Consider the following 24,605-nt stretch of genomic DNA (forward strand, 5'->3'; position numbering starts at 1 on the left):
CAAGGGACTTGACAGTCAAGCCTTTTTCGCAAAAAAGCCGCCCGCCGCCGGAGATTTCCCGGCTGGACATTCCCCTTTGCCTCTGCTATGATGGTATCATCTTCGCCGGGGCTCTGCAAGACCACCGGCAGATCAATAAAAAGGAGAGACTGCCATGTTCACCCCATCCGACAAGTGCCCCCGTCGGGATGCCTGCGTCCAGAACGGCAAGGGCCTCATCCACATGAAGGACCTGACGGACAAGGAGGGCCTCTATAACCACGGCCGCCTGTTCGCCCACGTCACCGTGGACCCAGGCTGCTCCATCGGCGACCACCCCCACGACCATGAGACCGAGTTTTACTACATCATCAAGGGCGAGGGCGTGTTCAACGACAATGGCAAGGAGATCGTGGTCCGCCCCGGCGACATCTGCGCCACCGGCTACGGCGAGGTCCACGGCCTGGAGAACCGGGGCACGGAACCCGTGGAGCTGATTGCTTTAATCGTGGGAGAATAAAACCGGATCCAAGCGGCCCCAGGGGCCGCTTTTTCCTGCCCTGAAAAAAACTTTCCCCTCCCTGAAAGTTTTTTCCCCGCCGGATCGTATCCTGGGTGAGAGCGCTCCAAAGGAGTTGAGATACATGGACGATATGGAACAGGCGGAGCGGCTGGCCAACACATACGCCGACGCGATCCTCCGCCTCAGTTACACCTATCTGAAAAACACCCACGATGCCCAGGATATCTGCCAGACGGTCTTCGTGAAGCTGCTGATGGAGCCCCGGGAGTTTAAGAGCCCGGAGCACGAGCGGGCCTACATCCTGCGGATGGCGGCCAACGCCTGCAAGGACCTGCTGAAAAGCCCCTGGCGGCAGCGGTCGCAATCCCTGGATGTCGGACTGGAGGTCCCCGCCCCCCAGGCGGGCGACGGGTCTGTGCTGGAGGCGGTAAATCAGCTGCCGCCCCACTACCGGGCCGTCATTTACCTGTTCTATTACGAGGGTTACCAGGCTGCCGAGATCGGTCAAATCCTGGGCATCCCCACCGCAACCGTCCACACCCGGCTGGCCCGGGGACGGACGAAGCTGAAAGAACTTTTGGGAGGATATGGCTATGAACAGCTCGTTTGAATATCAGGAGTCCCTGAACAGCCTGCACTTTACAGAGGAGGAAAAGGCCGCCATCGCCCGCCGGGCCGCTGAGGCGGCGCGGAAGCAGACCCGGCCCGCTCGCCGCCCCGTCCGCCGGATAGCCCTGATCGCCGCTGCGGCGGTGCTGGTGCTGGCAGTGGGCACCGCCGGCGCCACCGGCATCCTGCGGTCCGCTGCGGAGGTCTTCTCTCCCCTCTTTGGCGGGGCACCCGCTCAGACGGAGATCATCGACAAGATCGGCTATCCCGTGGGCGCCAGCGACACGGACAACGGCGTCACCGTCACCGCCGACGCCGTCATGGGCGATGCGTATAATGCCGTTATCGTCTACACCATCAGTCGGGACGACGGTACCCGCCTGCTGCCGGAGGACATCACAGGCGAAATGCTGCTGGTCCACGGCAACGGCACGGACCTGAGCATTCTGGGCGGAAGCCACGGCAGCAGCTATTTTGTGGTGGAGGATCCCGCAGCCAGCTCCATCCAGATGGTGGAGACGGTCAGCGCCGACAAGCCCATCAACGACTGCACCGCCACCGGTGTGTTCGAGAACCTCTACAAGTGGGACGAGGAGGCCGGCGAGGCCGTACCCATCATCGAGGGTAAGTGGAGGCTCAAGTTTGAGATGACCTACGAGGACAGCTCCGTCACCCTGAGCGGCGGCGAGACCTTCACCCAGGACGGCATGACCTTCACCATCGACTCCATCACCCTCTCTCCCGTGGCCTACAAGGTGGACTACACCGTGGACAGCGAGGTGGTGTGGAGCAACTCCGGCAGCGGCCGGCAAAGCGAAGAGGACCGCCTCACCACACAGCGGTACTTCGAAAACGTGGAAATCCTGCTGACCCTCACCGACGGCACGGTGATCGACCTGTCTAACGCCGGCGGCAGCATCGGCCCGGAGGATGGCGTCACTGTCTGCTCCAAGGGCGAGGTGTTCTCTGAGGTCCTCCCCATGGAGGACATGGCCTCCATCTCTGTGGGCGGCGTGGTGTACGATCTGACAGCGGAGTGAGCTGAGGCATTCCCAGGCAGGCCGAACCGTTCCGGAAGCAGCGCAGAGAACTGTGCGGCCGCCTCTATCGGATGGCTCTCAGACGAAGGGGCCCGCACTGCTCTAAATTAAAACTTTGCCTGTCCTGTCAAAACGTTTTTTGCAGAAGAAGGACCCGCCGGGGCACACGCCCCAGCGGGTCCTTATCTTTTGCAGTTCCGGTTACTGGGGCGCCACGTGCTCCGGCTTTACCAGATCCGCCAGCAGCTCCTTCGCCCGCTCCACGTCCTCCGGCTTCACGGAGATGTAGTAGGTCAGCCGGTCGATCTTCCCGTTGGGGCCGAAGTCCCGGTGGTCCAGCTTGGCGCCGCAGCCGCACGCCGGCGCCTCCGTCTCATAGAAACCGGTCTCCATGACCTTGATGCCAGCATCCTTCAGCCGCTGCCGGGCTTCCTTCCACCGGGGTTTGTCGCCCCAGACCTCATAGGCCTTCTCACGCTTTCCGAACAGCGCCATACGTCAGCCCTCCAGGGACTTCCAGGCAGTCTCCAGGGCGATCTCCATCATCTCGTGGAAGGAGTCCTGCCGCTCCTGGGCGGAGAGGGACTCCCCGGTGAAGATGTGGTCGGAGATGGTCAGCAGGGACAGCGCCCGCTTCCCCAGCCGCTGGGCCGTCCAGTAGAGGCCAGCCGTCTCCATCTCCAGCGCCAGGATGCCGAACTTCCGGTACATGGCCCCGGCGTCGGGGTTGTCGTTGTAGAACTGGTCCGCCGTGAACACCTGACCTACATCTGCTCGGACGCCCATGGCCTCCGCCGTCTCCACCGCGTCCCGGAGGAGCCGGAAGTCGGCGGTGGCGCACAGCTGGCCGGGGAACCGGTACTGGTCGGCGAAGTGGGAGTTGGTAGAGGCCCCCAGGGCGATGACCACATCCCGGACCTTCACATCATCCCCGATGCCGCCGGCGGAGCCGATGCGGATGATGGTATCCACACCGAAGAATTGGTACAGCTCATAGCTGTAAATACCCATAGAGGGCACGCCCATACCGTGGCCCATGACGGAGATGCGCTTGCCCTTGTAGGTGCCGGTGTAGCCCAGCATGTTCCGGACGGTGTTAAAGCACACCACCTCCTCCAGATAGTGGTCCGCCACGTACTTGGCCCGCAGGGGGTCGCCGGGCATCAGCACAGCTTTTGCAATCTGGCTCTCTTCCGCCGCGATAGAGGCGGATGGGGATTCCTTGATGGCCATTTTTGATTCCTCCTTGTAATGTAGATGTCAGATATTCCATTTCGTTGTCACTTCTTGTCGTCAAACAGCGCCTTCAGGCTCTTGGTATAAGGCGGGCGGCAGATGCCCTTCTCTGTGACGATGCCGGCGATCAGCTCATGGTCCGTCACATCGAAGGCGGGGTTGTAGCACTTCACCTCGGGCAGAGCCATGGGCTTTTCGTACCACATGGTCTTGATCTCCTCGCCGTCCCGCTCCTCGATGGGGATGTGGTCCCCGTCGGGGCAGGCCATATCAATCGTGGAGGTGGGGCCCAGCACGTAGACGGGAATGCCGTAGTGCTTAGCCAGAATCGCCACGCCGGAGGTACCGATCTTGTTGGCGGTGTCGCCGTTGGCGGCCACCCGGTCGCAGCCCACGAAGCAGGCCTGGACCCAGCCGTTCTTCATGACAATGGAGGCCATGTTGTCGCAGATCAGCGTCACGTCCACCCCGGCCCGCTGGAGCTCATAGCTGGTGAGCCGGGCGCCCTGGAGCAGGGGGCGGGTCTCGTCGGCGAATACCCGGATGTGCATCCCTCGCTCCGCCGCCAGCAGGAAGGGGCCCTGGGCCGTGCCGTATCGGGAGGTGGCAAGGGGCCCGGCATTACAGTGTGTCAGGACGCCGTCGCCCTCCTTCAGCAGACTCAGACCGTATTCGGAGATGGCCCTGCATTTGGCGATGTCGTCCTCATGGATGACTACTGCCCGCTCGTACAAAGCGTCCAGCATTTGGCCCCGGGTATCGTGGACATGCTCCAAGGCGGTGCGCATCATCTCCCGGATGGCCCAGCCCAGATTCACCGCCGTGGGACGGGCCGCGTCCAGCTGCTGGCCATAGTCGCTGAGGCGCTTCAAAAACGTGGGACGGTCCTCGGTCCGGATGGACTTGGCCAGCACATACATGCAGTAGGCGGCGCAGATGCCGATGGCCGGGGCCCCCCGCACCCGCAGGGCCCGGATGGCCTCCACCATCTCGTCAATGGTCTGGAGGCGGATCTCCTTCTCCTCCCCCGGCAGCAGGGTCTGGTCGATGATGTAAAGGGCCTCCGCCTTCCGGTCGTAGCGGATGTTCTGGGCATGGGTTACCGCGGTGATATCTGGCATGGTGGTTCTTCCTTTCCAAACGGCGGCCGCCCCTCCGGTCTCCCGGGGCAGCGCCTTCGTGTTCTCCCGTCCAGTGTATCGCAATTTCCCCGCCGACGCAAGGGGGGGAGGTCAGCAGTTCCCTTTTCAAGCTCCGTTGTGATGGCCTGAACTCCGTCTTTCACCAACCGACCTTGTGAAAAATGGGTTTGTATGATAAAATAGGGGTGTTTCCAGTGAGCCTGTGTATCAGGAGGGATTGTATGCGCCAGCCCCAAACGATCTGGTCCTTATGCGCTTTTATATTTGGGTTGATGGGAATCATTTTTGTTTTCCTCGGGATGCTCTTTTATATCACAGACATCCCTGTGAATGGCGGCTGCAATTGGTCTTTTATCCCAATTGGGGCGATCCTTTTATTGGGCAGTATTGTTTGTTTGGCGAGGTGCGGTCTGCAGGAGCAGCGCAGAAAGCACCTAAAAACAAACGGCATTTCAGTGGTCGGAAAAATTCAATCCGTTCGACATCTAGTTTGGATCAACTGGAACACAAAGACATTTGTAAACTGGCCCGGGCAATGCTCTCCGTGGGTCGTTCAATGCTCCTACTGTTATGGCGGACGGACTTATACAGTCAAAAGCCTCTTGTCATGGATAAAGCCGGCTACTGATTTTCAGCAGCCCGTTATTTATCTTGATCCACGCAATCCAGTACATGCCTATGTGGATATGGATACAATCAAGTGGGAACTTTCATCTTTTTGAGCGCAATCACAAGCCGATCATATCTACAGGCCTCTCTGTTGATTTCACCAAATGAAGCGATTGCATACGATTCGCCAAGGGCTACCGCAGCAAAACAGCAGGGCGGCGGGAATGCTCCCGCCGCCCTGTGTATCTGTCACACGCGGAGGATCCAGCCGTCCTTCCGGGGCTTGGGGGCGGGCAGGTCCCCCTCCACATACCCCAGGATGCAGTTGCCCACACCACGGTAGGTCTCCGGCAGCCCCCACTTCTTCAGCAGTTCCTTGCCCTCCGGCCGGTCAAAAAGCTCCATGGCCCGGTTGATCCAGCAGGAGCCCAGTCCCAAAGCCGCGGCAGCGGTCATCAGGTTTCCCATCACCAGGGAGCCGTCCTGCAGCCAGTTCAGCTTCTCTCCGTCCCCCAGAACCACCACCACGGTGGGGGCACCGTAGAAGGGATCCGTGCCGGGATTGCCCTGGATCTCCGCGTTCAGCTTGGACATCCAGGCAATGGTCTCCGGGTCCTGGACCACCACCATGACAGAGGTCTGGAGTCCCTTGGCGGAAGGCGCCCAGGTGCCCGCCTCCAGAATGGCGTTCAGCTCCTCGTCCCTGATCTGCTCCGCCTTGTACTTGCGGACGCTCCGGCGCTCCTTCAAAACCTTCAATGTCTCGTTCATGTTCGCAGCTTCCTTTCTATCGTTATGTTGCTTTGAAAATCAAATGGCTCCGGGTTCCAGCACCTGCCCCATAATCTCCCGGCACTTTTGGTACATCAGGATGGTGTCGCGCAGGCCAGGACGCACAGGTCCGCCGCTTCCCCGGCCCGGACCATCTCCACAGTTTTCTCCGGGCCGTAATAGGTGTGCTCCAGATCCACGGTCAAGAACCGGAACCCGGCGTAGCCCGCGGCCTCCACAAACTCCGGTGCAGCGGACTGGATGAAGGTCCCCAGAAAAGGCCGCCCCTCCGCCAGCAGAGCGGAAAATGCAACGTGCATGGCCGTGCCCCTTTCTCATCTATTATAGCACATCCCCCCGGAATTCCCAACGTTTTTTCACATCAGGTATCGCCCCTTTGCGGATTCCGGAGGTGACAGCTGTCCCGTGACGTGCTATACTGATAAAAATATTGCGCTTTGGCAGGACTTTTTCCCAACTGTTCCAAATTAAGGAGTGATTTTGACCATGCCCCAGCCTCTTTCTGAACGCACCGCCAGTTTCACCGATTCCGTGATCCGGCGGATGACCCGCGTCTCCCTGAAGTACGGCGCGGTGAACCTGTCCCAGGGCTTCCCCGACTTCGAGCCGCCCCAGGCGATCCTGGAACGGCTGGCCCAGGTGGCCCGGGAGGGCCCCCATCAGTACTCCGTCACCTGGGGGGCCCAGAACTTCCGAGAGGCCCTGGCCCGCAAGCAGTCCCGCTATATGGGCCGCACCATCGACCCGGACAAGGAAATCGTGGCCACCTGCGGCTCCACCGAGGCTATGATGTGCGCCATGATGACCGCGGCCAACCCCGGGGACAAGGTCATCGTCTTCTCCCCCTTCTATGAGAACTATGGGGCAGACACCATCCTCTCCGGGGCGGAGCCCATCTATGTGCCACTGCACCCGCCCGCCTTCACCTTCGACGTGGACGAGCTGGAGGCTGCCTTCCGCCAACGTCCCAAGGCCCTGGTGCTGTGCAACCCCTCCAACCCCTGCGGCCGGGTCTTCACCCGGGAGGAGCTGCTGACCATTGCGGAGATGGCCACCAGATACGACACCTACGTCATCACCGATGAGGTGTATGAGCACATCGTCTACGCCCCCCACCGGCACACCTACTTCGCCACCCTGCCGGGGATGTGGAACCGGACGCTGTCCTGCTCCTCCCTGTCCAAGACCTACTCCATCACCGGCTGGCGGCTGGGATACATCATCGCGCCGGAGGAGATCATCGACCGGGCCAAGAAGGTCCACGACTTTCTGACGGTGGGCTGCGCCGCGCCGCTGCAGGAGGCGGTAATCCCCGGCCTGGAGTTCGGCCAGGACTACTATGACGACCTGCTGGCCAAGTACACCCACAAGAAGGACCTGTTTCTCAAGGGGCTGGATGACCTGCACATCTCCCACAATGACCCGGAGGGCGCCTACTACGTGCTGCTGGACATCAGAGAGTACGGCTATGAGAGCGATCTGCAGTTCTGCAAGAACCTGGCCCGGGAGGTGGGCGTGGGGGCCGTGCCCGGCTCCAGCTTCTTCCGGGAGCCGGTGAACCACCTGATCCGCCTCCACTTCGCCAAGAATGACGACACCCTCAACGAGGCCCTGAACCGGCTGGAGAAGATCCAGAAGCTGAAAAAATAATCCCCCTCGGGCCCGTCCGGAAAACCCGGACGGGCCCTTTTTCGTCTAAAGACAGAAGAGGTTCTCTTCCCTCCGCCCCAGTCCGCGCATATCCCTTTTTCTCCCCGCATAGGATGGAGCAACAAGAGGCGGGGAGTGTTGTGTTTTGAAGGGTAACATGGAGGAGCGGGCCGAACGGCTGGCTCAGTACATCATCGAAAACCGGACCACGGTCCGCGCCGCCGCACAGAAATTCGGCATCAGCAAATCCACAGTGCACAAGGACATCTCCGAACGGCTGCCCCAGTTCAATCGGGTGCTGTACCAGCAGGTGAAGGAAGTCCTGGAGGTGAACAAGGCCCAGCGACACATCCGCGGCGGCATCGCCACCCGGAAAAAGTACCGCGGGGAATAAAATGCGCATAGACTAGTCTTAGAAAGCTCGCAACGGAGGAATCGATATGGCAAAGCAATCCCGCTGCCGCCGCGTGGCCCGGTCCACACCGGAGCCCCCGGTCGCCGCAGTGCCGGCCACCCCGGAGCCTCCCGTCCGCCGCTGGCCTCACCCGGTGGAGGGCGTGGAGCCCATCCAGGACCTGGATCCGGCACTCCATTACATACGATGCGCCCTCTCCTATCAGAACCAATTGCTGGCTGACATCAAGACTCTCTTGCAGCAGCTGGTTCCGGAGGAGACCCGGGAAGATGCGGAGAATTCCTGAAAAATGGCGTGCCGCGCTCCGGCACGCCATTTTCCTCTTGTGTTTTTCCGCTTCCCGTTTTATAATGTTGCAACGAGTATTATGTAAATCTTCTCACCCAGTTTTTCCAAAGAAACCCCCGCGGCACCGCCGCGGCTGTAAGGAGCGTTTTGAATATGGCAAAGAGAACCCGCCGGAGACGGCGCAGCTGGAGCAGACTGCTGCTTCTCGTGGTCTTTGTGGCCGCCGCACTGTATGCCGGCTACTTCTGTCTCTTCCGTCCCCTGAGGTCCCCGCCGAAACCACCCGGCCCGACGAAGCGGAGGAGGTCTCCGCCGAAGACACCGCCCAGGACGCAGAAGTCCTGGCCCAGGCGGCCCATCTGGAGCGCAAGCCCTATTTCTACACCATTCTGGTGTCCGGCGTGGATGACCACAATGGCGGCAGCGACACCAATATCCTGGTGGCCGTGGATGCAGAGAACGACTACATCTATGGTGTCAGCATCCCCCGGGACACCAAGGCCGTCATCAATGGAAAGAACCACAAGATCAACTTCGCCTATAACTCCGGCGGGACCGCTCTGCTGGCCGAGACCATCTCCCAGCAGCTGGGCATCCCAGTGGATTTTACGGTAACCGTAGATCTGGACGGCTTCGCCGCGCTGGTGAATGCCATCGGCGGCGTGGACTTTGAAGTCCCCATCAGCATGAATTACGACGATCCTTACCAGGACCTGCACATCCACTTCTCCGCCGGGATGCAGCATCTCTCCGGTGCGGAGGCGCTGAAGGTGGTCCGCTTCCGCCACAACAACGACGGCTCCGGCTACGGCAGCGAGGACATCGGCCGGATGCAGACCCAGCAGAACTTCCTAAAAGCCGTGGCTCAACAGACGCTGACGCTCTCCAACGTGGACAAGGTGGGGGAGTTCGCCAAGATCTTCCAGCAGTATGTGGACACGGACCTGTCCCTTGGGAACCTGGCCTGGCTGGGGAAGGAGGCCATCAGCATGGGCGTGGATAAGATCTCCTTCTCCACTCTGCCCAACGAGTGGCGCTCCCCCTACATCTATCTGGACCCGGACGCCACTCTGGAGCTGGTCAACCAGTACCTGAATCCCTATGTGGAGGACCGGACCATGGAGGATTTGGACATCCCCTCCTGAAAAGGCCCCTGTCCGCGTTTTGTTCCATCAGGCAGAAATCCTGAATTCGATCTTCCATTTTGTATAAGGAGGTGCCGTCATGAAGAAACGGGTCCCCGCGCTGGTGCTGGCACTGGCGCTTGCTCTTACTGTCCCCGCCTGGGCCGCCCAGGACACCCCGGACAATTTTGTCCGCAGCAAAACCTACGCCGGCCAGTTCTCCGACCTGACGCCGGAGTCCACGTTCTACGACAATGTGGCGGCGCTGTATGCGTATGGTCTCTCCGTAGGCAAGGCCGACGGCACTTTCGGCCTGCGAGACCAGCTGACCGTTGGGCAGGTGGTGATTTTCGCCGGCCGCATCCGCAGTCTGTACCGCACCGGAGACGCGGAGGCAGGTCCAGGCGCCTATGCCGCCGAGAATGAGGCAGCGGCCCTCCGGTACCTGCGCTATCTCCAGTCGGAGGGTGTCATCGGCACGGAGCTGGACGAGTCCCTCTCCACCCCCGCCACCCGGGCCCAGGTGGCCCATGTGCTGGCGAACACGCTTCCGGAGGAGGCCCTGCCGCCCGTTCACGCGGACCTGGTAACTCAGGCTTACGCCAGCCGGCAGTTCATCACCGACGTGACCGAGTACACCCCCTATTACCAGGACATCCTGACCCTCTACCGCACCGGCGTGTCCGTAGGCAGCGACGCCGCTGGCTCCTTCCTGCCGGACCAGCCCATCACCCGGGGCGCGGCCGCCGCCATGCTGACCCGCATGGTGGATCCAAGCCTGCGGGCAACGCCGGACTGGGACCTGGGAAAGGAGTCCTGGAGCGCCCTGGGCGCTGCCATGGGAGATCTGGTGCCCTTGGGGACGTATATCGCCGCTCCCGCCACTGCGGCGGAGATAGATGAAAGCGTCCGCTACATGCTGGCATCCAACCAGAACACGCTGGTCCTGCAGTACCCCAGTCTCTCCGTAACCTCCGCCCGACGGGTGATGGAGGCGGCCCTGGCAGCTGTGAAAACCTATTGTGAGCAATGCTACAACACGGTCAACTGCACCTATTCTGCGGACGGGTCCATCACCCTCACCTTCTCCGCCGCCAGCGCGGGAGATCAGATCCTGACTTACCGCGACGCGGCCATGGAGGCGGCCATTGCCGTCCATGATGCCCTGTGGGAGAGCGGAGAGATCACCACCTCCATGTCCGACTATGAGAAGGCCCGGGTCTACTTCACCTGGATCTGCGATAACTGCGTCTATGATTACACCGCCGGGGACAGCTCCCTGAGCCATATTGCATACAGCCTGTTTGAAAACGGCACCGCCGTGTGCGACGGGTACACCGGCGCCTACAACCTGCTGCTGAAGCTGGAGGGCATCGACTGCACAGCCCTCTCCAACAACTCCCACATCTGGACCGTGGCCACCTTGGACGGCACAGACTACCACATCGACACCACCTGGGGCGACAGCGGCCCCGCCCCCAATTACGACTACTTCGCCATGACTGCCGAAGAGTCCTGGCAGCACCACAGCTGGTAAGCTGTTGAAAAGCGCCCCCGGCTTTTGCCGGGGGCGCTTTTTTCTCTTCAGGGGCTGCCGACTTTCAAAGATGATGGTCCCGCAGCAGCCGCTTGGCCTGCTCCCACAGCTCGTCGCTGACAGTCTGGACCACCACGACCTTCTGCACCAGCTCCGGCAGGGCAGCCGTCAGCTCATGCTCGATCAGCGTCTCGTTGGTCAGGTCCGCGGAGGGGCACCCGGCACACTGGCCCAGCAGCTTGATATACAGCACGCCGTCCTCCAGGTGGTCGATCTCCAGCTCACCCCCGTGGGCCCGGAGAGACGGGCGCACCTTCTCGTCCAGCACGGCTTCGATCTGCTTCCACTCTTCCCTCATGTGTTTTCCTCCTGTTCTGCCGCCTTGGCGGCGGCAATCTCCTCCCGGATGCGGTGGCGGGTGCTGTCAAACAGCAGCTCCCGGTTGTGGCGGAAATAGGCGTCACAGCCAAACTGCTCCACGAACCAGGAGGTGTTGTACCCGACGGTGATCTCCGTGACGAAGATCACCAGCTCCTGGCTGTTGCCGAAGGTGGTCTCTAGGAAACGGAAGGCGTTGTCGAACATGTCCTTCGTCTCCATGGCCACGGCCTTCCGCCGCTCCACCTCTTCACCGAACCAGCCCCGGACGGCGTCCATAGCCCCTTCCGGGGCCACGGCCTCCCGGTCCAGCCGCTGGCGGTAGTCCTCCAGGGCGTTGATCTCCCGCTGCTTGAGGTCCCGGGACTCCTTGTCCAACTGGCCGGCCTCTTTGGCCTGCTTCATGGCAGTACGCCGCTTCCACAGCAGCTGGTCCAGCACCGTCAGCGGCGGCGCGTCCGCGATCTTCTCCCGAAACTCTGTCAGGGAGGTGTGGAGGGCGTCGGTCAGGGCGTCCTGGCAGCGGGTGTTCCGGGCTTCCTCGCTGAGCCGGGACAGCACCAGCCCCATGACGGAGAGCTTCTCATCAAAGGGCGCCTCCCGCAGCTCCAGCACGGTGATGTTCTCCCAGGTGCCGCTGAGGATCCCCTCCACGTGGTAGGTCTTTTGATACTTGTAGAACATCTCCAGGTAATTGGCGAAGTCCTTGGCAATGCGGGGCATCTGGATGTACTGCCCCACCACCTCCCGGTCCGCCCGGATGCCCAGGGTCTCATAAGCGTACAGCAGTTCGCTGAGATCCTCCCAGCCCCGGGCGGTGGCAAACTGGAGGCCGTCTGCCGTGTTCTCGATGCGGTAGAAGTTGTCCTTCTTGATGTCCAGGTAGGAGAGGATGGCCCCGTGGAGGTTCTTCCGGCGGGCGTACTCCTTCCACACGCCGTAGTCCTCCTCCACGTCGATGCGCTTCACCCGGTCCAGGGTCACCACGTCGAAGTCCCGGACGGACTTGTTGTACTCCGGCGGGTTGCCCGCCGCCACGATCAGCCACCCCTCGGGAAGGGCCTGGTTGCCGAAAGTCTTGCACTGGAGGAACTGGAGCATCATGGGGGCCAGGGTCTCGCTGACGCAGTTGATCTCGTCCAGGAAGAGGATGCCCTCCTGCAGTCCGGTCCGCTCCATCAGCCGGTAAACGGAGGAGAGGATCTCGCTCATGGTGTACTCGGTGACGGAGACCTCCTCCCCGCCATAAGTCCGCTTTTCGATGAAGGGCAGGCCGATGGCGCTCTGTCGGGTGTGGTGGGTGATGGTGTAGGCCACCAGGCCCACGCCGGTCTCGGCGGCGATCTGCTCCATGATCTGGGTCTTGCCCACGCCCGGCGGGCCCATCAGCAGCACCGGCCGCTGGCGCACTGTGGGGATCAGGTAGTTCCCCAGCTGGTCCTTGGCCAGATACGCCTTCAAGGTATTGGTGATCTCCTGCTTTGCCTGTTTGATGTTCATATCGTTAGCTCCTTACAGTTGGGGAAGTTCGTCCAAATCGATCAGGTCCAGCCCGGCGGCTTTGGCCTCCTCCGCTGCCTCCCGGGCGGCCTGTTCCAGGGCCGGGGTGGGCACCACCAGCCGGATGGCCCAGGGGGGCATCTTTACGGACAGGGGCGGCTCCTCCAACAGCACGAAGGCCGTGTCATAGGGCGGCCGCTTCCGGGGATAGACGCCCATGCCGTCGGTGAAGTATACCAGCCCCCGAAGGAAGGTGAAGGCCCCCTCTACCTGGAGCTCCGCCACGTGTTCAAACACCGGCCGGAAGTCCGTGGCGCTGCCGCCCATCAGAGAGAAGTTCTCCATATAGGCTTTCAATTCCTCCAGGTCGCGGATGGGGGTGTCGGACCGGACCTGGTCGTCGCACTGGAGAATGCGAATGTTCACCTTCCGAGTGAAGGTCTCCGTGCTGCGGAGGATGGCGTAAGTGCAGGCCAGAAACTGCCGCACCAGCTCACCGGAGGTAGACATGGAGGTGTCCACGGCGATGACGAAGTCCTCGATCCGCTTCTCCTCCTTCGTCTCCGGCGGCTCCACCAGGGGCATGTTGCCGTAGAGCTGGAGGCCGTAGGTGTAGAAGATATAGTCAAAGGCGTCGCCGTCCACCGCCATCACCTCCCGGGGCACGGCGAACCGCCGGAGGAAGGTCCGGTAGTCCACGTCGTCCCGGTTGGCCACCTGGATCTGCTCCAGCACCGCCTCGCCGCCGGTGGCCTTGCCGGCCAGCACGGTCTCCAGTCCCGTCTGGGTCTTTTCGGAGACGCCCTGCCACTTCTGCTCCCGCTGCTTCTGCTGCTCCTGGTCCTGCTGGTCCGGGTCCCACAGGCCATGGTCGTCCACCAGAAAGGTCCGCTGGAGCCGGGCCACCTCGTACTCCGGCAGGTCCAGCCGCAGGAGATGGCGGTAGATGCCCTCCGCCGTCAGCACCGGCATCTCTGCCCGGCACTCGCCGTAGAACTTCTGCTTGGCGGGGACGAAGCCCCCGGCCAGGCAGGGGTAGTCCAGCTCGTCCAGGATGCTCTCCACCGCGACATCGCAGGCCAGATCCCACAGCTCCGCCACCCTGCCCCGCTTCTTCCACAGGTGCCGCAGCATACAGTGGAGCAGCACGTGGAGATAGGCCCGGTCCACCGCCGTCCGGGACCGGAGATACCGCTCCGAGAGGAAGCTGCCGTCGTAGTACAGCGTCTCCCCGTCGGTGGCCAGGGACAGCGTCACCCCGCCGCCGGGCTGGAAGTCCAGGCTGCACAGCGCCACATCCAGATAGGGCAGATTCAGATACAGTTCATTCCGGGCCGTCTGCAAAATCTCCAGTCCGATGGCCGTCAGGTCCTTGGCCGCCATGGTGCGCCTCCTTCCCTGCTATAAGTCAAAAGTCTTGTCCAGCCCCCGGGGGGCCACATCCCGCTGCTGTTCCAGCAGCAGGGCCAGGGCCTCGGAGACCCCGCTCTCCCTCGCCAGGGCGCAGGCGGCGGACAGGGCCTCCCGGTCCGGCTCCGCCGTCCTCAGCAGAAACGCCAGCCCCGGCATGTCCCGCTCTCCCACCAGCCAGACTGCCGCCTCTCCGGCGTGGGCCCGGAGGTAGGACAGGTACTGCCCCTCCGCCCGGGGCGTCAGCTCCACCGGGTAGCGCAGCCGCCAGAAGGCCAGCCGCACCGCGCAGTCCTCATCGTGCTCCATGCCCAGAAAACCGCTCCACAGCTCGTCATACGTCCGCAGGTCCAGCCGCTTCCGGCGGAAGGAGTGGTGATAGGGATATCCGGCGCCGAAGATGTTGTAATCAAAGTGATGGGCCGGGCAGTTCTCCTCATAAACCTCCCGGTACTCCGGAAAGAGCAAACGGAACACGGTGCCGTCCGTCTCCTCCACGGTGACGTCCAGCTCCCAGGGCAGTTCGTCGGCAAACCAGGCCAGGGTGTCCCCCTGCTCCCCCACCCGGGTCAGATGGAAGGCTGCCAGCCGTCGGCAGTTCATCAGCACCCCGCCGCCCCACTGACCGATGCCGTCGTGAAGCCGCAGGGTCCGCAGGCCGCCGCAGTTCATCAGGGCGTAATCCCCCACCCGCTCCAGGGACCGGGGCAGGGTCAGGTCCTCCAGGTCCCGGTTGCTCCAGGTCCCCGGGTCCGTCCCGGTGCCGCAGGTCACCAGCAGGTCCTCCCCCTCCGCGGAAGCGGCGGTGGGCGAGAGGGCGTGGTCCCCCAGGGCCGTCACCGGCAGGCCGTATAACGTCTCCGGCAGGCGGGCCCGGGCGTCGCAGGTGGCCGCCCGCAGGATGGTAATCCCCGCCGCCTCCCGGCGAATGGTTAGCTTCCAGTTTCCGCTGCCGGGGATGGTCTCCACGGCGCTCACCTCCTTTTCTCCGGACAAGCCGTCAGTCTCAGCTTTAGTAGTGTATCACATTTTCTGTTGAGAGCCTAGCCCCAAGGACCACAAAAATTTTTGCGGGATCCAGCATTTCCCTCTTGACAATCCGTGCATACTGTATATACTGTAAATGTACAGTACGAACAGGAGTGACTTCCATGGAACTCATCATCCGCAATACCACCAACCAACCCATCTACGATCAGATCTACTCCCAGATCAAAGCCCAGATCATTGCCGGGAAGCTCTCCCCCGGAGAGGCGCTGCCCTCCATCCGGGCCCTGGCCAAGGACCTGCGGATCTCCGTCATCACCACCAAGCGGGCCTACGACGAGCTGGAGGCCGACGGCTTCCTCTACACCGTGGCCGGCAAGGGCTGCTTTGTGGCGGAAAAGAATCTGGACCTGATCCGGGAGCAGAAGCTGAAGGAGCTGGAGGACCACCTGGACGCCGCCGTGGAGCTGGCCGCCCAGTGCGGCGTCTCGGCACTGGAGCTGATGGAAATGCTCCGCATCCTGCTGAAAGAGGAGGAACCTCACGTATGAACGCCATTGAATTGAGCCATGTGACGAAACACTTTCCCGGCTTTACCTTACAGGACCTGTCCCTCACCGTGCCCAGCGGCACCATCTGCGGTCTGGTGGGAGAGAATGGCGCCGGCAAGTCCACCACCATCCGCCTGCTGATGGGGGCCCTGCGGCCGGACAGCGGCACCTGCACCGTCCTGGGGGCGGATTCCGCCGCGCCGGAGTTTCTCTCCCTGAAAGAGGACATCGGCGTGGTGCTGGACGAGGCCTATTTCCCAGAGAGCCTGAACGCCCTTCAGGTGGGAGGCGTCATGGCCAAGACCTACCGCCGTTGGGACGGAAAACAGTACCAGAATTACCTCACCCGCTTCGGCCTGCCGGAGAAAAAGCCCTTCAAGGACTTCTCCCGTGGCATGAAGATGAAGCTGGCCATCGCCGTGGCCCTGAGCCACAGCCCCAGGCTGCTGGTGCTGGACGAGGCCACTGCCGGCCTGGACCCCATCGTCCGGGACGAGGTGCTGGAGATCTTCAACGAGTTCACCCGGGAGGAGGACCACTCCATCCTGATCTCCTCCCACATTTTGAGCGACCTGGAGAAGCTGTGCGACTATATCGCCTTCCTCCACCAGGGGCGGCTGCTGTTCTGCGACGAGAAGGATCGGCTGCTGGAGGAGTATGGCATCTTCGTGGGCACGGCAGATCAAGTGAACAGCCTTCAGGACGGGGCCGTGGTAGCCCGGGAGAACAGCAGCTTCGGCGGCGTCCGGTGCCTGGTGAAGCGGGCGCTGGTGCCTGCGGGCTGGGCGCTGGAGCGGCCCACAGTGGAGGATATCGTCCTGTTTTTGGTGAAAGGAGCGAAGGAGCAATGAGTGCCCTGCTTTTGAAAGACTACTACGTGATCTTCCGGCAGATGAAGATCTTCCTGCTGTTAATTCTGGTGTTCTCCTGCATCCCCGGCACGTTTTACAGCACCTTTGCCGTGGTGTATGCCTCTATGCTGCCCTACACCGCCCTGGCCTATGACGAGCGGAGCCGCTGGGACCAGATGGCTGCCATGATGCCGTATTCCGCCCGGGACGTGGTGCTGAGCAAGTATCTCTTCGGCTGGATCGCCGTGGCCGTCTCGGCGGCGGCCACCTTTGTCCTTCAGACCATCCTGTCGGTCATCTGGCTCAGCGATGTGGAGGGTCCCTCCATCCCCGTCATCCTGCTGTCCGTGTGCGTGGCCGTGTGCATCCTGGACATCACCCTGCCCATGATGTTCCGGTTCGGCGTAGAAAAGGGGCGGCTGGCGATGTTCCTCATCATCTTTCTGGTGTGTGCCAGCGCCGGAGGCATCGCCACCATTGAGCAGTCCTCCCTGGACGGCGGCTTCTATCTGTCCCTCTCCCTGGTTCCCGCCGCCATCGCCGCCGTGGTGCTGACCGTGGTGTCCATCCCTCTCGCCATCCGGTTTTACGGCCGCCGGAGCCGGTGAGCGGTATGGAGGATACACCGAAAACGCTCTGCCCGGCGCCGGCCCCGGCGGACCTGGCCGCGTTGCTGGCCCTGTGCGGGGCGGCCCTCCTGAATCGAAAGGAGCCGAAATGAAGAATTCGCACACCTGTCCCAAGTGCGGCAGCAGAGACATCGTCCGAATCCCCGACCACCCCAGCCGCTACGCTAGCGGCAGCAACATTTACACCACCCGGTACACCCTGCTGGGCAAGGTCCCGGTGATCCGCTACGTCAGCTGCGGCTGCGGGTATGTGGAGAATTGGGTGGAGTCCCCCATGGAGCTGGTCCAGATCCACCAGACCTACGGGGCTCCATGACTCTTCCAAAGGCCGGGCGCGGAGTTTCCGCGCCCGGCCTTTGCCGAAATCCACAGAAAACCAGTTGGAATCGCCCTGCGGATTCTGCCGGTTTTGCCATCTGACGGCCGTTGACATTTTCCCAAGCCGGTGCTACACTGAAACAGTATTTTTTGGAAACGCTTTGGGCAGCGGTTTGCGGCGGATGCCGCAACGCGACAACCGAACAGACACACCGCGGACCGCGGCCGAACGTCCCGAAAGAGACTGGGACTTTCAGCCGCAAAATCGGTCCGGCGGTGTTTTTTGTTATGCTTTTGCATAACAAAAAACGAAAATGCGCCATTTCCCCGCCCCTTTGGGGCAACCGGAAATGATGCGCAAAACTTCATGCGCAGCGGCATTTGCCTGTATTCGTGGTGCACTGTACCGCGCATGAAGTTTGTTTTTTGTTTGTCGGCCCGGGGCGTACAATTCGGTTTCCTGCTAAAACTGTTTGCGTGGAAAGGCAAGGTGAGCGGCATGTCAACGAAATTCGTATTCGTTACCGGCGGCGTGGTCTCCGGCTTGGGCAAGGGGATCTGCGCGGCCTCCCTGGGGCGGCTTCTGAAGCAGCGGGGCGTCCGGGTGCGGAACCAGAAGTTCGACCCCTATATCAATGTGGACCCGGGGACTATGAGTCCCTATCAGCACGGCGAGGTGTTCGTCACCGAGGACGGAGCCGAGACGGACCTGGACCTGGGCCACTACGAGCGGTTCGTGGACGAGGACCTCACCGGCAACAGCTCCGTGTCCTCCGGCAAGATCTACTGGTCCGTGCTGAACCGGGAGCGCCGGGGCGACTACCTGGGCGCCACGGTGCAGATCATCCCCCACATCACCGACGAGATCAAGCGCCGCATCTACGCCATGGCGGAAGAGGACGTGGACGTGGTCATCACGGAGATCGGCGGCACCGTGGGCGACATTGAGTCCCAGCCCTTCCTGGAGGCTATCCGGCAGGTGGCGGCGGAGCGGCCCCAGGGGGATGTGGTGTTCATCCACGTGCCCCTCATCGTCCAGATCCCCGGCAGCGGCGAGCTGAAGAGCAAGCCCACCCAGCACTCCGTGAAGGAGCTTTTGTCCCTGGGCATCCAGCCGGATATTCTGGTATGCCGGTGCGACGTGCCCATCACAGAGGACATCCGCCGGAAGATTGCCCTGTTCTGCAATGTCCAGCCGGACTGCGTCATCCAGAACGCCACGGCGGAGACGCTGTATGAGGTGCCCCTGCTGATGGCCAAGGAGGGTCTGGACGAGGTGGTGTGCCGGAAGCTGGGCCTCATCACTCACCAGCCGGATCTGCGGGAGTGGAGCGCCATGGTGAAGCGGGAGAAGAACGCCCGCAAGCGGGTGTCCATCGCCCTGGTGGGCAAGTACACCCAGCTCCACGACGCCTACCTCTCCGTGGTGGAGTCCCTGAACCATGCGGGCACCGCCAACGACGCGGTAGTAGACATCCGGTGGGTGGACTCTGAGACCCTGACGGAGGCCAGTGCGGCGGAGCGGCTGGCGGGCTGCAGCGGCATCCTGGTGCCCGGCGGCTTCGGCGACCGGGGCATCGAGGGCATGATCGCGGCCGTGCGGTACGCCCGGGAACACTGCATTCCCTACTTCGGCATCTGCCTGGGGATGCAGATGGCGGTGATCGAGTTCGCCCGCCACGTGCTGGGCTGGGCAGACGCCAGCTCCTCCGAATTTTCCTCCACCGCCCACCCGGTCATCGACCTGATGCCGGACCAGGTGAATGTCACCGCCAAGGGCGGCACCATGCGGCTGGGCCGCTACCCCTGCGTGCTGGCAGAGGGCTCCCGCAGCCGGGAGCTGTATGGCGCGGCAGAGATCTCCGAGCGCCACCGCCACCGCTACGAGTTCAACAACGATTTCCGGGCGGAGATGCAGGTGGGCGGTATGCGGCTGGCGGGCCTGTCCCCGGACGGCCGCCTGGTAGAAATCATCGAGCTGCCGGACCACCCCTGGTTCGTGGGTGCCCAGTTTCACCCGGAGTTCAAGAGCCGTCCCGACCGGCCGCATCCGCTGTTCTATGGGTTTATCAAAGCCTCTGTGGAGAAAATGGAAGCTGACACTCAATAAGTCCCGGGCGGGACGGCTATCTGCCATGTGGGCGGTTGCCCCGCAAGGGGCGAGCCCGCCAGCATCTCTCGCGGACTGCCGCTGCGGCCGTCCGTCCCGACCGGCCGCATCCGCTGTTCTACGGATTTGTAAAGGCCTCTGTGAAGAAAATAGAGGCTCAGGAGGTAACACGATGAATCATTTTGCTAAAATCGCCGCCCAGCTGGAATCCCGTGACCTGGACGGTATGCTGCTGACCCATGAGGCCAACCGTTTTTACGCCTCCGGCTTCCACTCCGCCGGAACCGACGGCATGGCCCTGGTCACCCGAGAGAAGTTCTATTACTTCACCGACTCCCGGTACACAGAGGCCGCCCGGCGGCATGTGCAGGATGCGGAGGTCCAGGAGGCAGGCCACGGCCGGGGCTATTCCGCCCTGCTGATGGAGGCCGTCCAGCGCCACAGCATCCAGCGCCTGGGGTTTGAGGACGCCTATATGACCGTCCGGGAGCACGACGCCTATGCCCGGGCTCTGCCCTGTGAGCTGGTGCCCGCGGCGGACCTGCTGGCAGAACTGCGGGCGGTAAAGGACCCGGAGGAGCTGGAGATCATGATTGCCGCCCAGCGGATTGCGGAGAAGGCCCTGACGGATATCCTGAACGAGATCCGGCCCGGCGTCACGGAGAAGGAGATCGCCGCCCGGCTCCAGTATCTCATGCTCCACTACGGGGCGGAGGACAAGTCCTTCGATCCCATCGTGGTGTCCGGCCCCAACGGAAGCCTGCCCCACGGGGTACCCTCGGAAAAGGTCATCCAGGCCGGGGAGTTCGTCACCATGGACTTCGGCTGCATCTATCACGGCTACTGCTCCGACATGACCCGTACCGTGGCGGTGGGATCCGTGACGGATGAGATGCGCCAGGTCTACGACACGGTGCTGCAGGCCCAACTGGCGGGTATCGCAGCCGCCCGGGCCGGGGCCACTGGAAAGGCCGTGGACGGCGCCGCCCGGGACATCATCCGGCAGGCGGGCTACGGTCCCTGTTTCGGCCACAGCTTCGGCCACAGCGTGGGAGTGGAGATCCACGAGGGGCCCAACGCCACTCCCTCCAACGACAAGCCCCTGCCCGCCGGGGCGGTGATCTCTGCCGAGCCGGGCATCTACCTGCCCGGGAAGCTGGGTGTGCGGATTGAGGACGTGCTGTACCTCACACCGGAGGGCTGTCAAAACCTCACTCTGGCCCCCAAGGAGCTGGTCATTCTCTGACCCCGATTCAATCCCACGCAAGGAGGAAAAATCCCATGGCAAGCTATATCGGCGCGTCCGCCGAGCAGGAGGACGCCGACCCCATTCTCATGGCCTTTGCCGCTGAGGCGACCAAGGGCGACCCCGCCAGTCCGGAGGCCCGGGAGCTGGTGCTCCGCTGGCAGGCCCATCTGGTGAAGTTCAGCCGCAGCTGCGACGAGGAGAAGCTCCGCCGCCTGGCGGACCTGTACAGCTGGGACAACCGCTTTGCAGAGGTTCTGGACAGCTACGGCCCCGGCACAGCCCACTTCATGGGCGAGGCCATCGAGGCCTATTTGGAAACCCTGTGAACGCCGTCGCGCACCGGCGCAAAACCGCCTCCGCCCCCGCTGGCGGAGGCAGTTTTTGCCCTTCCGGCCCCCGGTTTTCCGGCCTGCGGGCTGTTGACAAACCTGCGCCGGAGACGCATAATAAAGCTATCAACACGCCAAAAATTGGATGCCCCGCATCCACTTGAGAGGGAGTATTCATGGACACCATCTATATCACCGGACACCGGAACCCGGACACGGACTCCATCGTCTCCGCCATGGCCTACGCGGCGCTGAAGAACGCCCTTGGCCAGCGGCAGTACGAGGCCGCCCGCCTGGGCCAGATCAGTGACGAGACCCAGACCGTGCTGGATCGCTTCGGCTTCCAGCCCCCCAAGCTGCTGAACAACGTGCGTACCCAGGTCCGGGACCTGGATTACGACACGCCCGCCACCCTGTCCGCCGCTGCCACCATCAGCCGGGCCTGGCGGACCATGCAGAAGGACAAGATCTCCGCCATCCCCGTGGCCAATGAGGACGGGACCCTGTTCGGAATGCTCTCCGCCGGGGATGTGGCCAACTATGACATGTCCTCCGTCCGCAACCCTAAGGTGGGCGAGATCCCGGTGTACAACCTGCTGTCCGTGCTGGAGGGCAAAATTCTCAACCAGGGCGGCGAGATGCGGGACGTGATCTCCGGTGAGGTCACCATCGCCCTGCCCGCCAGCCGGGAGAACCTGGTGTTCTCCGACCCGGGCAGCATCGTGGTCTGCGGCGACCAGCCAGACATGATCCGCCGTGCGCTGGAGATCGGCGTCAGCTGCATCATCGTCTGTCAGGCGGAGGTGGACCCGGAGCTGCTGGCCATGCAGACGGACACCTGCATCATCTCCACCGCCTATGACGCCTACCGGGCAGTGCGGCTCATCTACCATGCCATGCCCATCAGCAGCATCTGCAAGAACAAGGATCTGGTGTGCTTCCACCTGGACGACTATATCGACGACGTGCAGAACACCGTGCTGGAAAGCCGCTTCCGGGCCTATCCCATTCTGGATGAGGAGGAGCGGGTGGTGGGCACCCTGTCCCGCTACCATCTGCTGCGGCCCCGCCGCAAGCAGGTGATCCTGATGGACCACAACGAGAAGGCCCAGTCCGTACCGGGCCTGGACCAGGCGGAGATTCTGGAGATCATCGACCACCACCGGCTGGCGGACATCCAGACCAAGAATCCCATCACTGTCCGGAACGAGCCCGTGGGCAGCACCACCACCATCGTGGCGGGGATGTATCAGGACAAGGGCCTGATGCCCACCGCCAAGATGGCGGGATTGATGGCCGCGGCCATCGTCTCTGATACGGTCATGTTCAAGTCTCCCACCTGCACCCAGCGGGACATCGACGTGGCCAACCGCATGGCCCGGATCGCCAACATCTCCCTCCAGGCGCTGGGACAGGTGATCTTCTCCGCCTCCGGCGGCGGTGCGAAGTCTGCAGAGGAGATCTTCCGCACAGACTACAAGGAGTTCCACATCGCAGGCCACAACCTGGCGGTGAGCCAGGTCACCTGCATGGACTCCGACCAGCTGCTCCAGCGCAAGGGAGAGTTTTTGCAGCTCATGAGCTCCCTGCAGAAGAAGCAGGGCTTCGACATGGTAATCCTGATGATTACCGATGTACTGCTGGAGGGCACCCAGCTGCTGTTCGTGGGCGACAGGGACAGCATCCGCCAGGCCTTCAATGTGGAGGATGCGGAGGACGTGGTGTTCCTGCCCAAGGTCATGTCCCGGAAAAAGCAGGTCATTCCCATGCTCTCCGCCCTGTGGGGCTGAGGAGCGCGTGGCCCCGCCGCCCGGCGCTTTCTGCTGAGGAAGCTGCCGGGCGGCTCTGTTTTTTGGGAAATCTCCTGCCTCTGAAACATTTTCCAGAGATTTTGTATAAATTCACCATTGACTTTGCCTGTTTAAAGCAGTATGGTGTAAAAGTACAAAGGCCGGTCGGCAGAAGGGAGCTCTTCCATGGTTTTGTTTGCAGCAGCGTTCCGCACTGTGGCGGGGTTCTCTCGATTTTATGGCTGCCAGGTCCGCTATGCGGGCCGATATTGTCATAGGCAGAGCAGCCAGTGAAGGTCCGGCGGCCGGTGGATCTCACCCCGTATGGAAGGCGGCTCTGCTCTTCGGACAGAGCCGCTTTTTGTAATTTCCCCGCGATCAATCTTGAAAAGGAGATCTCTGCGATGAAAAAGAAGTTTCTTGCCCTTGCGCTGACCGCCGTCATGGCTCTGAGCCTGGCTGCCTGCGGCGGCGACACCCAGTCCACAGATACCGATGCCGATACCAGCGGCGACGAGTCCGCCTCCGGCAGCCAGACCTACACCGTGGGTATTATCCAGCAGGTCCAGCACGAGGCCCTGGACGCCGCCACCCAGGGCTTTCAGGACGCCCTGACGGAACTGCTGGGCGACAGTGTCACCATCGACCCCCAGAACGCCTCCGGCGATACCGCCAACTGCACCACCATTGCCAACAACTTTGTCTCCCAGGGCGTGGACCTGATCATGGCCAACGGCACCACCGCTCTCCAGGCCGCTGCCACCGGCACCAGCACCATTCCCATTCTGGGCACCTCCATCACCGAGTACGGCGTGGCTCTGGGCATTGACGGCTTTACCGGCACCACTGGCTACAACGTCTCCGGCACCTCCGATCTGGCGCCCCTGGACCAGCAGGCTGAGATGCTGCACACCTGGTTCCCCGACGCCCAGACTGTGGGCCTGCTGTACTGCTCCGCCGAGCCCAACAGCCAGTATCAGGTGGACACCGTCCAAGGCTACCTGGAGGATCTGGGCTATACCTGCACCCAATACTCCTTCTCCGACTCCAACGACCTGTCCGCTGTGGCCTCCTCAGCCTGCACGGCCAGCGATGTCCTGTACGTTCCCACCGACAACACCGCTGCCAACAACGCCGAACTGATCGGCAACATCTCCCTGGACACCGGCACTCCCATCATCGCCGGTGAGGAGGGCATCTGCAAGGGCTGCGGCGTGGCCACGCTGACCATCAGCTACTATGACATCGGCTACAAAACCGGTGAGATGGCCTATGATATCCTGGTGAACGGCGCCGATCCCGCCACCATGCCCATCGAGTACGCCCCCCAGTTCACCCCCAAGTACAACCCCACCATGTGCGAGGCTCTGGGCCTGACCCCGCCCGACGGCTATGAGGCCATCGCCGAATAAGGACGAATGGACGGAGAACCGATAAAGAGCCGGCGGATGTTTTCAAATTCTTGTCTGCAAAACTTCCGCCTTCACCGGCGGGGAGCCCTCTCCGGGGCTCTCCGCCGCCCGGTCTCCGTCCTATGGGCGGCGTCTGCGGTATGCCAC

General features: G+C 62.4%; 27 protein-coding genes. 18 read left to right on the forward strand and 9 right to left on the reverse strand.

Annotation, left to right across the window (positions count from 1 at the left end; translation table 11 throughout):
• Nucleotides 1–154: 154 nt before the first annotated feature.
• The 3 genes from EIO64_RS06605 to EIO64_RS06615 all read left to right on the forward strand — a co-directional run bounded on the left by EIO64_RS06605 (nt 155) and on the right by EIO64_RS06615 (nt 2,151).
• Nucleotides 155–499, forward strand: coding sequence for a cupin domain-containing protein (locus EIO64_RS06605; RefSeq protein ID WP_021748157.1), 345 nt, complete (start codon nt 155–157; stop codon nt 497–499).
• Between the two features lie 124 nt (nt 500–623).
• On the forward strand, nt 624–1,112 hold the full coding sequence (locus tag EIO64_RS06610) for an RNA polymerase sigma factor (RefSeq protein ID WP_025545819.1): 489 nt from the start codon (nt 624–626) through the stop codon (nt 1,110–1,112).
• Nucleotides 1,096–2,151 carry a DUF4179 domain-containing protein gene (locus tag EIO64_RS06615; protein ID WP_158629712.1) on the forward strand — a complete coding sequence of 352 codons (1,056 nt, stop codon included), beginning with the start codon at nt 1,096–1,098 and terminating at the stop codon, nt 2,149–2,151. The genes EIO64_RS06610 and EIO64_RS06615 overlap by 17 nt, the downstream gene beginning before the upstream one ends.
• Before the next feature lie 201 nt (nt 2,152–2,352).
• Here EIO64_RS06615 and EIO64_RS06620 read toward each other — a convergent pair whose 3' ends face one another.
• Genes EIO64_RS06620 through mtnA form a run of 3 tightly spaced genes read right to left on the reverse strand, consistent with a single transcriptional unit; the run spans nt 2,353 to nt 4,508 of the window.
• A complete protein-coding gene (locus tag EIO64_RS06620; RefSeq protein ID WP_021748160.1) occupies nt 2,353–2,646 on the reverse strand; it encodes a hypothetical protein in 294 nt (97 codons plus the stop codon).
• Nucleotides 2,647–2,649: 3 nt separating this feature from the next.
• Entirely contained in the window at nt 2,650–3,384 is a 735-nt protein-coding gene (deoD, locus tag EIO64_RS06625) for a purine-nucleoside phosphorylase (RefSeq protein ID WP_136891019.1), read from the reverse strand.
• Between the two features lie 47 nt (nt 3,385–3,431).
• Nucleotides 3,432–4,508 carry an S-methyl-5-thioribose-1-phosphate isomerase gene (gene mtnA / locus EIO64_RS06630; RefSeq protein ID WP_136891020.1) on the reverse strand — a complete coding sequence of 359 codons (1,077 nt, stop codon included), beginning with the start codon at nt 4,506–4,508 and terminating at the stop codon, nt 3,432–3,434.
• Nucleotides 4,509–4,750: 242 nt separating this feature from the next.
• Between mtnA and EIO64_RS06635 the strand changes: the two genes are divergently transcribed.
• On the forward strand, nt 4,751–5,251 hold the full coding sequence (locus tag EIO64_RS06635; RefSeq protein ID WP_119311607.1) for a hypothetical protein: 501 nt from the start codon (nt 4,751–4,753) through the stop codon (nt 5,249–5,251).
• Between the two features lie 136 nt (nt 5,252–5,387).
• On the opposite strand, the gene EIO64_RS06640 is transcribed toward EIO64_RS06635, so the two are convergent.
• Nucleotides 5,388–5,909: a nitroreductase family protein gene (locus EIO64_RS06640; protein ID WP_021748164.1), complete on the reverse strand. Its 522-nt coding sequence runs from the start codon at nt 5,907–5,909 to the stop codon at nt 5,388–5,390.
• 95 nt (nt 5,910–6,004) lie between these two features.
• Nucleotides 6,005–6,229: an HpcH/HpaI aldolase family protein gene (locus EIO64_RS06645; protein WP_021748165.1), complete on the reverse strand. Its 225-nt coding sequence runs from the start codon at nt 6,227–6,229 to the stop codon at nt 6,005–6,007.
• A 187-nt stretch (nt 6,230–6,416) separates the two neighbouring features.
• On the opposite strand from EIO64_RS06645, the gene EIO64_RS06650 reads away from it, so the two are divergent.
• The 5 genes from EIO64_RS06650 to EIO64_RS06670 all read left to right on the forward strand — a co-directional run bounded on the left by EIO64_RS06650 (nt 6,417) and on the right by EIO64_RS06670 (nt 10,944).
• Nucleotides 6,417–7,580 (forward strand): pyridoxal phosphate-dependent aminotransferase, encoded by a 1,164-nt coding sequence (locus EIO64_RS06650; protein ID WP_021748166.1) that lies wholly within the window; start codon nt 6,417–6,419, stop codon nt 7,578–7,580.
• A gap of 145 nt (nt 7,581–7,725) precedes the next feature.
• The gene (spoIIID, locus tag EIO64_RS06655) at nt 7,726–7,974 is read left to right on the forward strand and encodes a sporulation transcriptional regulator SpoIIID (RefSeq protein WP_025545171.1); all 249 of its coding nucleotides are present in this window, start codon (nt 7,726–7,728) and stop codon (nt 7,972–7,974) included.
• A gap of 46 nt (nt 7,975–8,020) precedes the next feature.
• Nucleotides 8,021–8,281, forward strand: a complete 261-nt coding sequence (locus EIO64_RS06660) for a hypothetical protein (protein WP_021748168.1) — start codon at nt 8,021–8,023, stop codon at nt 8,279–8,281.
• Between the two features lie 64 nt (nt 8,282–8,345).
• A complete protein-coding gene (locus EIO64_RS06665; RefSeq protein WP_136891021.1) occupies nt 8,346–9,428 on the forward strand; it encodes an LCP family protein in 1,083 nt (360 codons plus the stop codon).
• A gap of 79 nt (nt 9,429–9,507) precedes the next feature.
• Nucleotides 9,508–10,944, forward strand: a complete 1,437-nt coding sequence (locus EIO64_RS06670; RefSeq protein ID WP_119311608.1) for an S-layer homology domain-containing protein — start codon at nt 9,508–9,510, stop codon at nt 10,942–10,944.
• A 64-nt stretch (nt 10,945–11,008) separates the two neighbouring features.
• On the opposite strand, the gene EIO64_RS06675 is transcribed toward EIO64_RS06670, so the two are convergent.
• The 4 genes from EIO64_RS06675 to EIO64_RS06690 are packed head-to-tail and all read right to left on the reverse strand — an operon-like array spanning nt 11,009 to nt 15,201.
• Entirely contained in the window at nt 11,009–11,302 is a 294-nt protein-coding gene (locus EIO64_RS06675) for a NifU family protein (RefSeq protein ID WP_021748171.1), read from the reverse strand.
• Nucleotides 11,299–12,822, reverse strand: coding sequence for an ATP-binding protein (locus tag EIO64_RS06680; RefSeq protein ID WP_119311609.1), 1,524 nt, complete (start codon nt 12,820–12,822; stop codon nt 11,299–11,301). Before EIO64_RS06680 ends, EIO64_RS06675 begins: the two co-directional genes overlap by 4 nt.
• Nucleotides 12,823–12,834: 12 nt before the next feature.
• Nucleotides 12,835–14,205 (reverse strand): vWA domain-containing protein, encoded by a 1,371-nt coding sequence (locus EIO64_RS06685; protein WP_119311610.1) that lies wholly within the window; start codon nt 14,203–14,205, stop codon nt 12,835–12,837.
• An 18-nt stretch (nt 14,206–14,223) separates the two neighbouring features.
• Nucleotides 14,224–15,201 carry a hypothetical protein gene (locus EIO64_RS06690; protein ID WP_119311611.1) on the reverse strand — a complete coding sequence of 326 codons (978 nt, stop codon included), beginning with the start codon at nt 15,199–15,201 and terminating at the stop codon, nt 14,224–14,226.
• Nucleotides 15,202–15,383: 182 nt separating this feature from the next.
• Here EIO64_RS06690 and EIO64_RS06695 point away from each other — a divergent pair, with 182 nt between their 5' ends.
• The 9 genes from EIO64_RS06695 to EIO64_RS06735 all read left to right on the forward strand — a co-directional run bounded on the left by EIO64_RS06695 (nt 15,384) and on the right by EIO64_RS06735 (nt 24,458).
• Nucleotides 15,384–15,770, forward strand: coding sequence for a GntR family transcriptional regulator (locus EIO64_RS06695; RefSeq protein WP_025544972.1), 387 nt, complete (start codon nt 15,384–15,386; stop codon nt 15,768–15,770).
• Complete coding sequence (locus tag EIO64_RS06700) at nt 15,767–16,621, forward strand: ABC transporter ATP-binding protein (RefSeq protein ID WP_025544971.1); 855 nt, start codon at nt 15,767–15,769, stop codon at nt 16,619–16,621. The genes EIO64_RS06695 and EIO64_RS06700 overlap by 4 nt, the downstream gene beginning before the upstream one ends.
• On the forward strand, nt 16,618–17,229 hold the full coding sequence (locus EIO64_RS06705) for an ABC-2 transporter permease (protein ID WP_025544970.1): 612 nt from the start codon (nt 16,618–16,620) through the stop codon (nt 17,227–17,229). The genes EIO64_RS06700 and EIO64_RS06705 overlap by 4 nt, the downstream gene beginning before the upstream one ends.
• Before the next feature lie 109 nt (nt 17,230–17,338).
• Entirely contained in the window at nt 17,339–17,566 is a 228-nt protein-coding gene (locus tag EIO64_RS06710) for a hypothetical protein (RefSeq protein ID WP_136891022.1), read from the forward strand.
• A gap of 501 nt (nt 17,567–18,067) precedes the next feature.
• On the forward strand, nt 18,068–19,678 hold the full coding sequence (gene pyrG, locus EIO64_RS06715) for a CTP synthase (RefSeq protein WP_136891023.1): 1,611 nt from the start codon (nt 18,068–18,070) through the stop codon (nt 19,676–19,678).
• 172 nt (nt 19,679–19,850) lie between these two features.
• Nucleotides 19,851–20,924 carry a M24 family metallopeptidase gene (locus tag EIO64_RS06720; protein WP_136891024.1) on the forward strand — a complete coding sequence of 358 codons (1,074 nt, stop codon included), beginning with the start codon at nt 19,851–19,853 and terminating at the stop codon, nt 20,922–20,924.
• A 35-nt stretch (nt 20,925–20,959) separates the two neighbouring features.
• Nucleotides 20,960–21,253, forward strand: coding sequence for a TipAS antibiotic-recognition domain-containing protein (locus EIO64_RS06725; RefSeq protein WP_136891025.1), 294 nt, complete (start codon nt 20,960–20,962; stop codon nt 21,251–21,253).
• Between the two features lie 179 nt (nt 21,254–21,432).
• Nucleotides 21,433–23,046, forward strand: a complete 1,614-nt coding sequence (locus EIO64_RS06730) for a putative manganese-dependent inorganic diphosphatase (RefSeq protein ID WP_021748184.1) — start codon at nt 21,433–21,435, stop codon at nt 23,044–23,046.
• Between the two features lie 404 nt (nt 23,047–23,450).
• A complete protein-coding gene (locus tag EIO64_RS06735) occupies nt 23,451–24,458 on the forward strand; it encodes an ABC transporter substrate-binding protein (RefSeq protein WP_021748186.1) in 1,008 nt (335 codons plus the stop codon).
• Nucleotides 24,459–24,605 lie beyond the last annotated feature (147 nt).

Source organism: Dysosmobacter welbionis (genome assembly GCF_005121165.3).
GTDB classification, from domain to species: Bacteria; Bacillota; Clostridia; order Oscillospirales; family Oscillospiraceae; genus Oscillibacter; species Oscillibacter welbionis.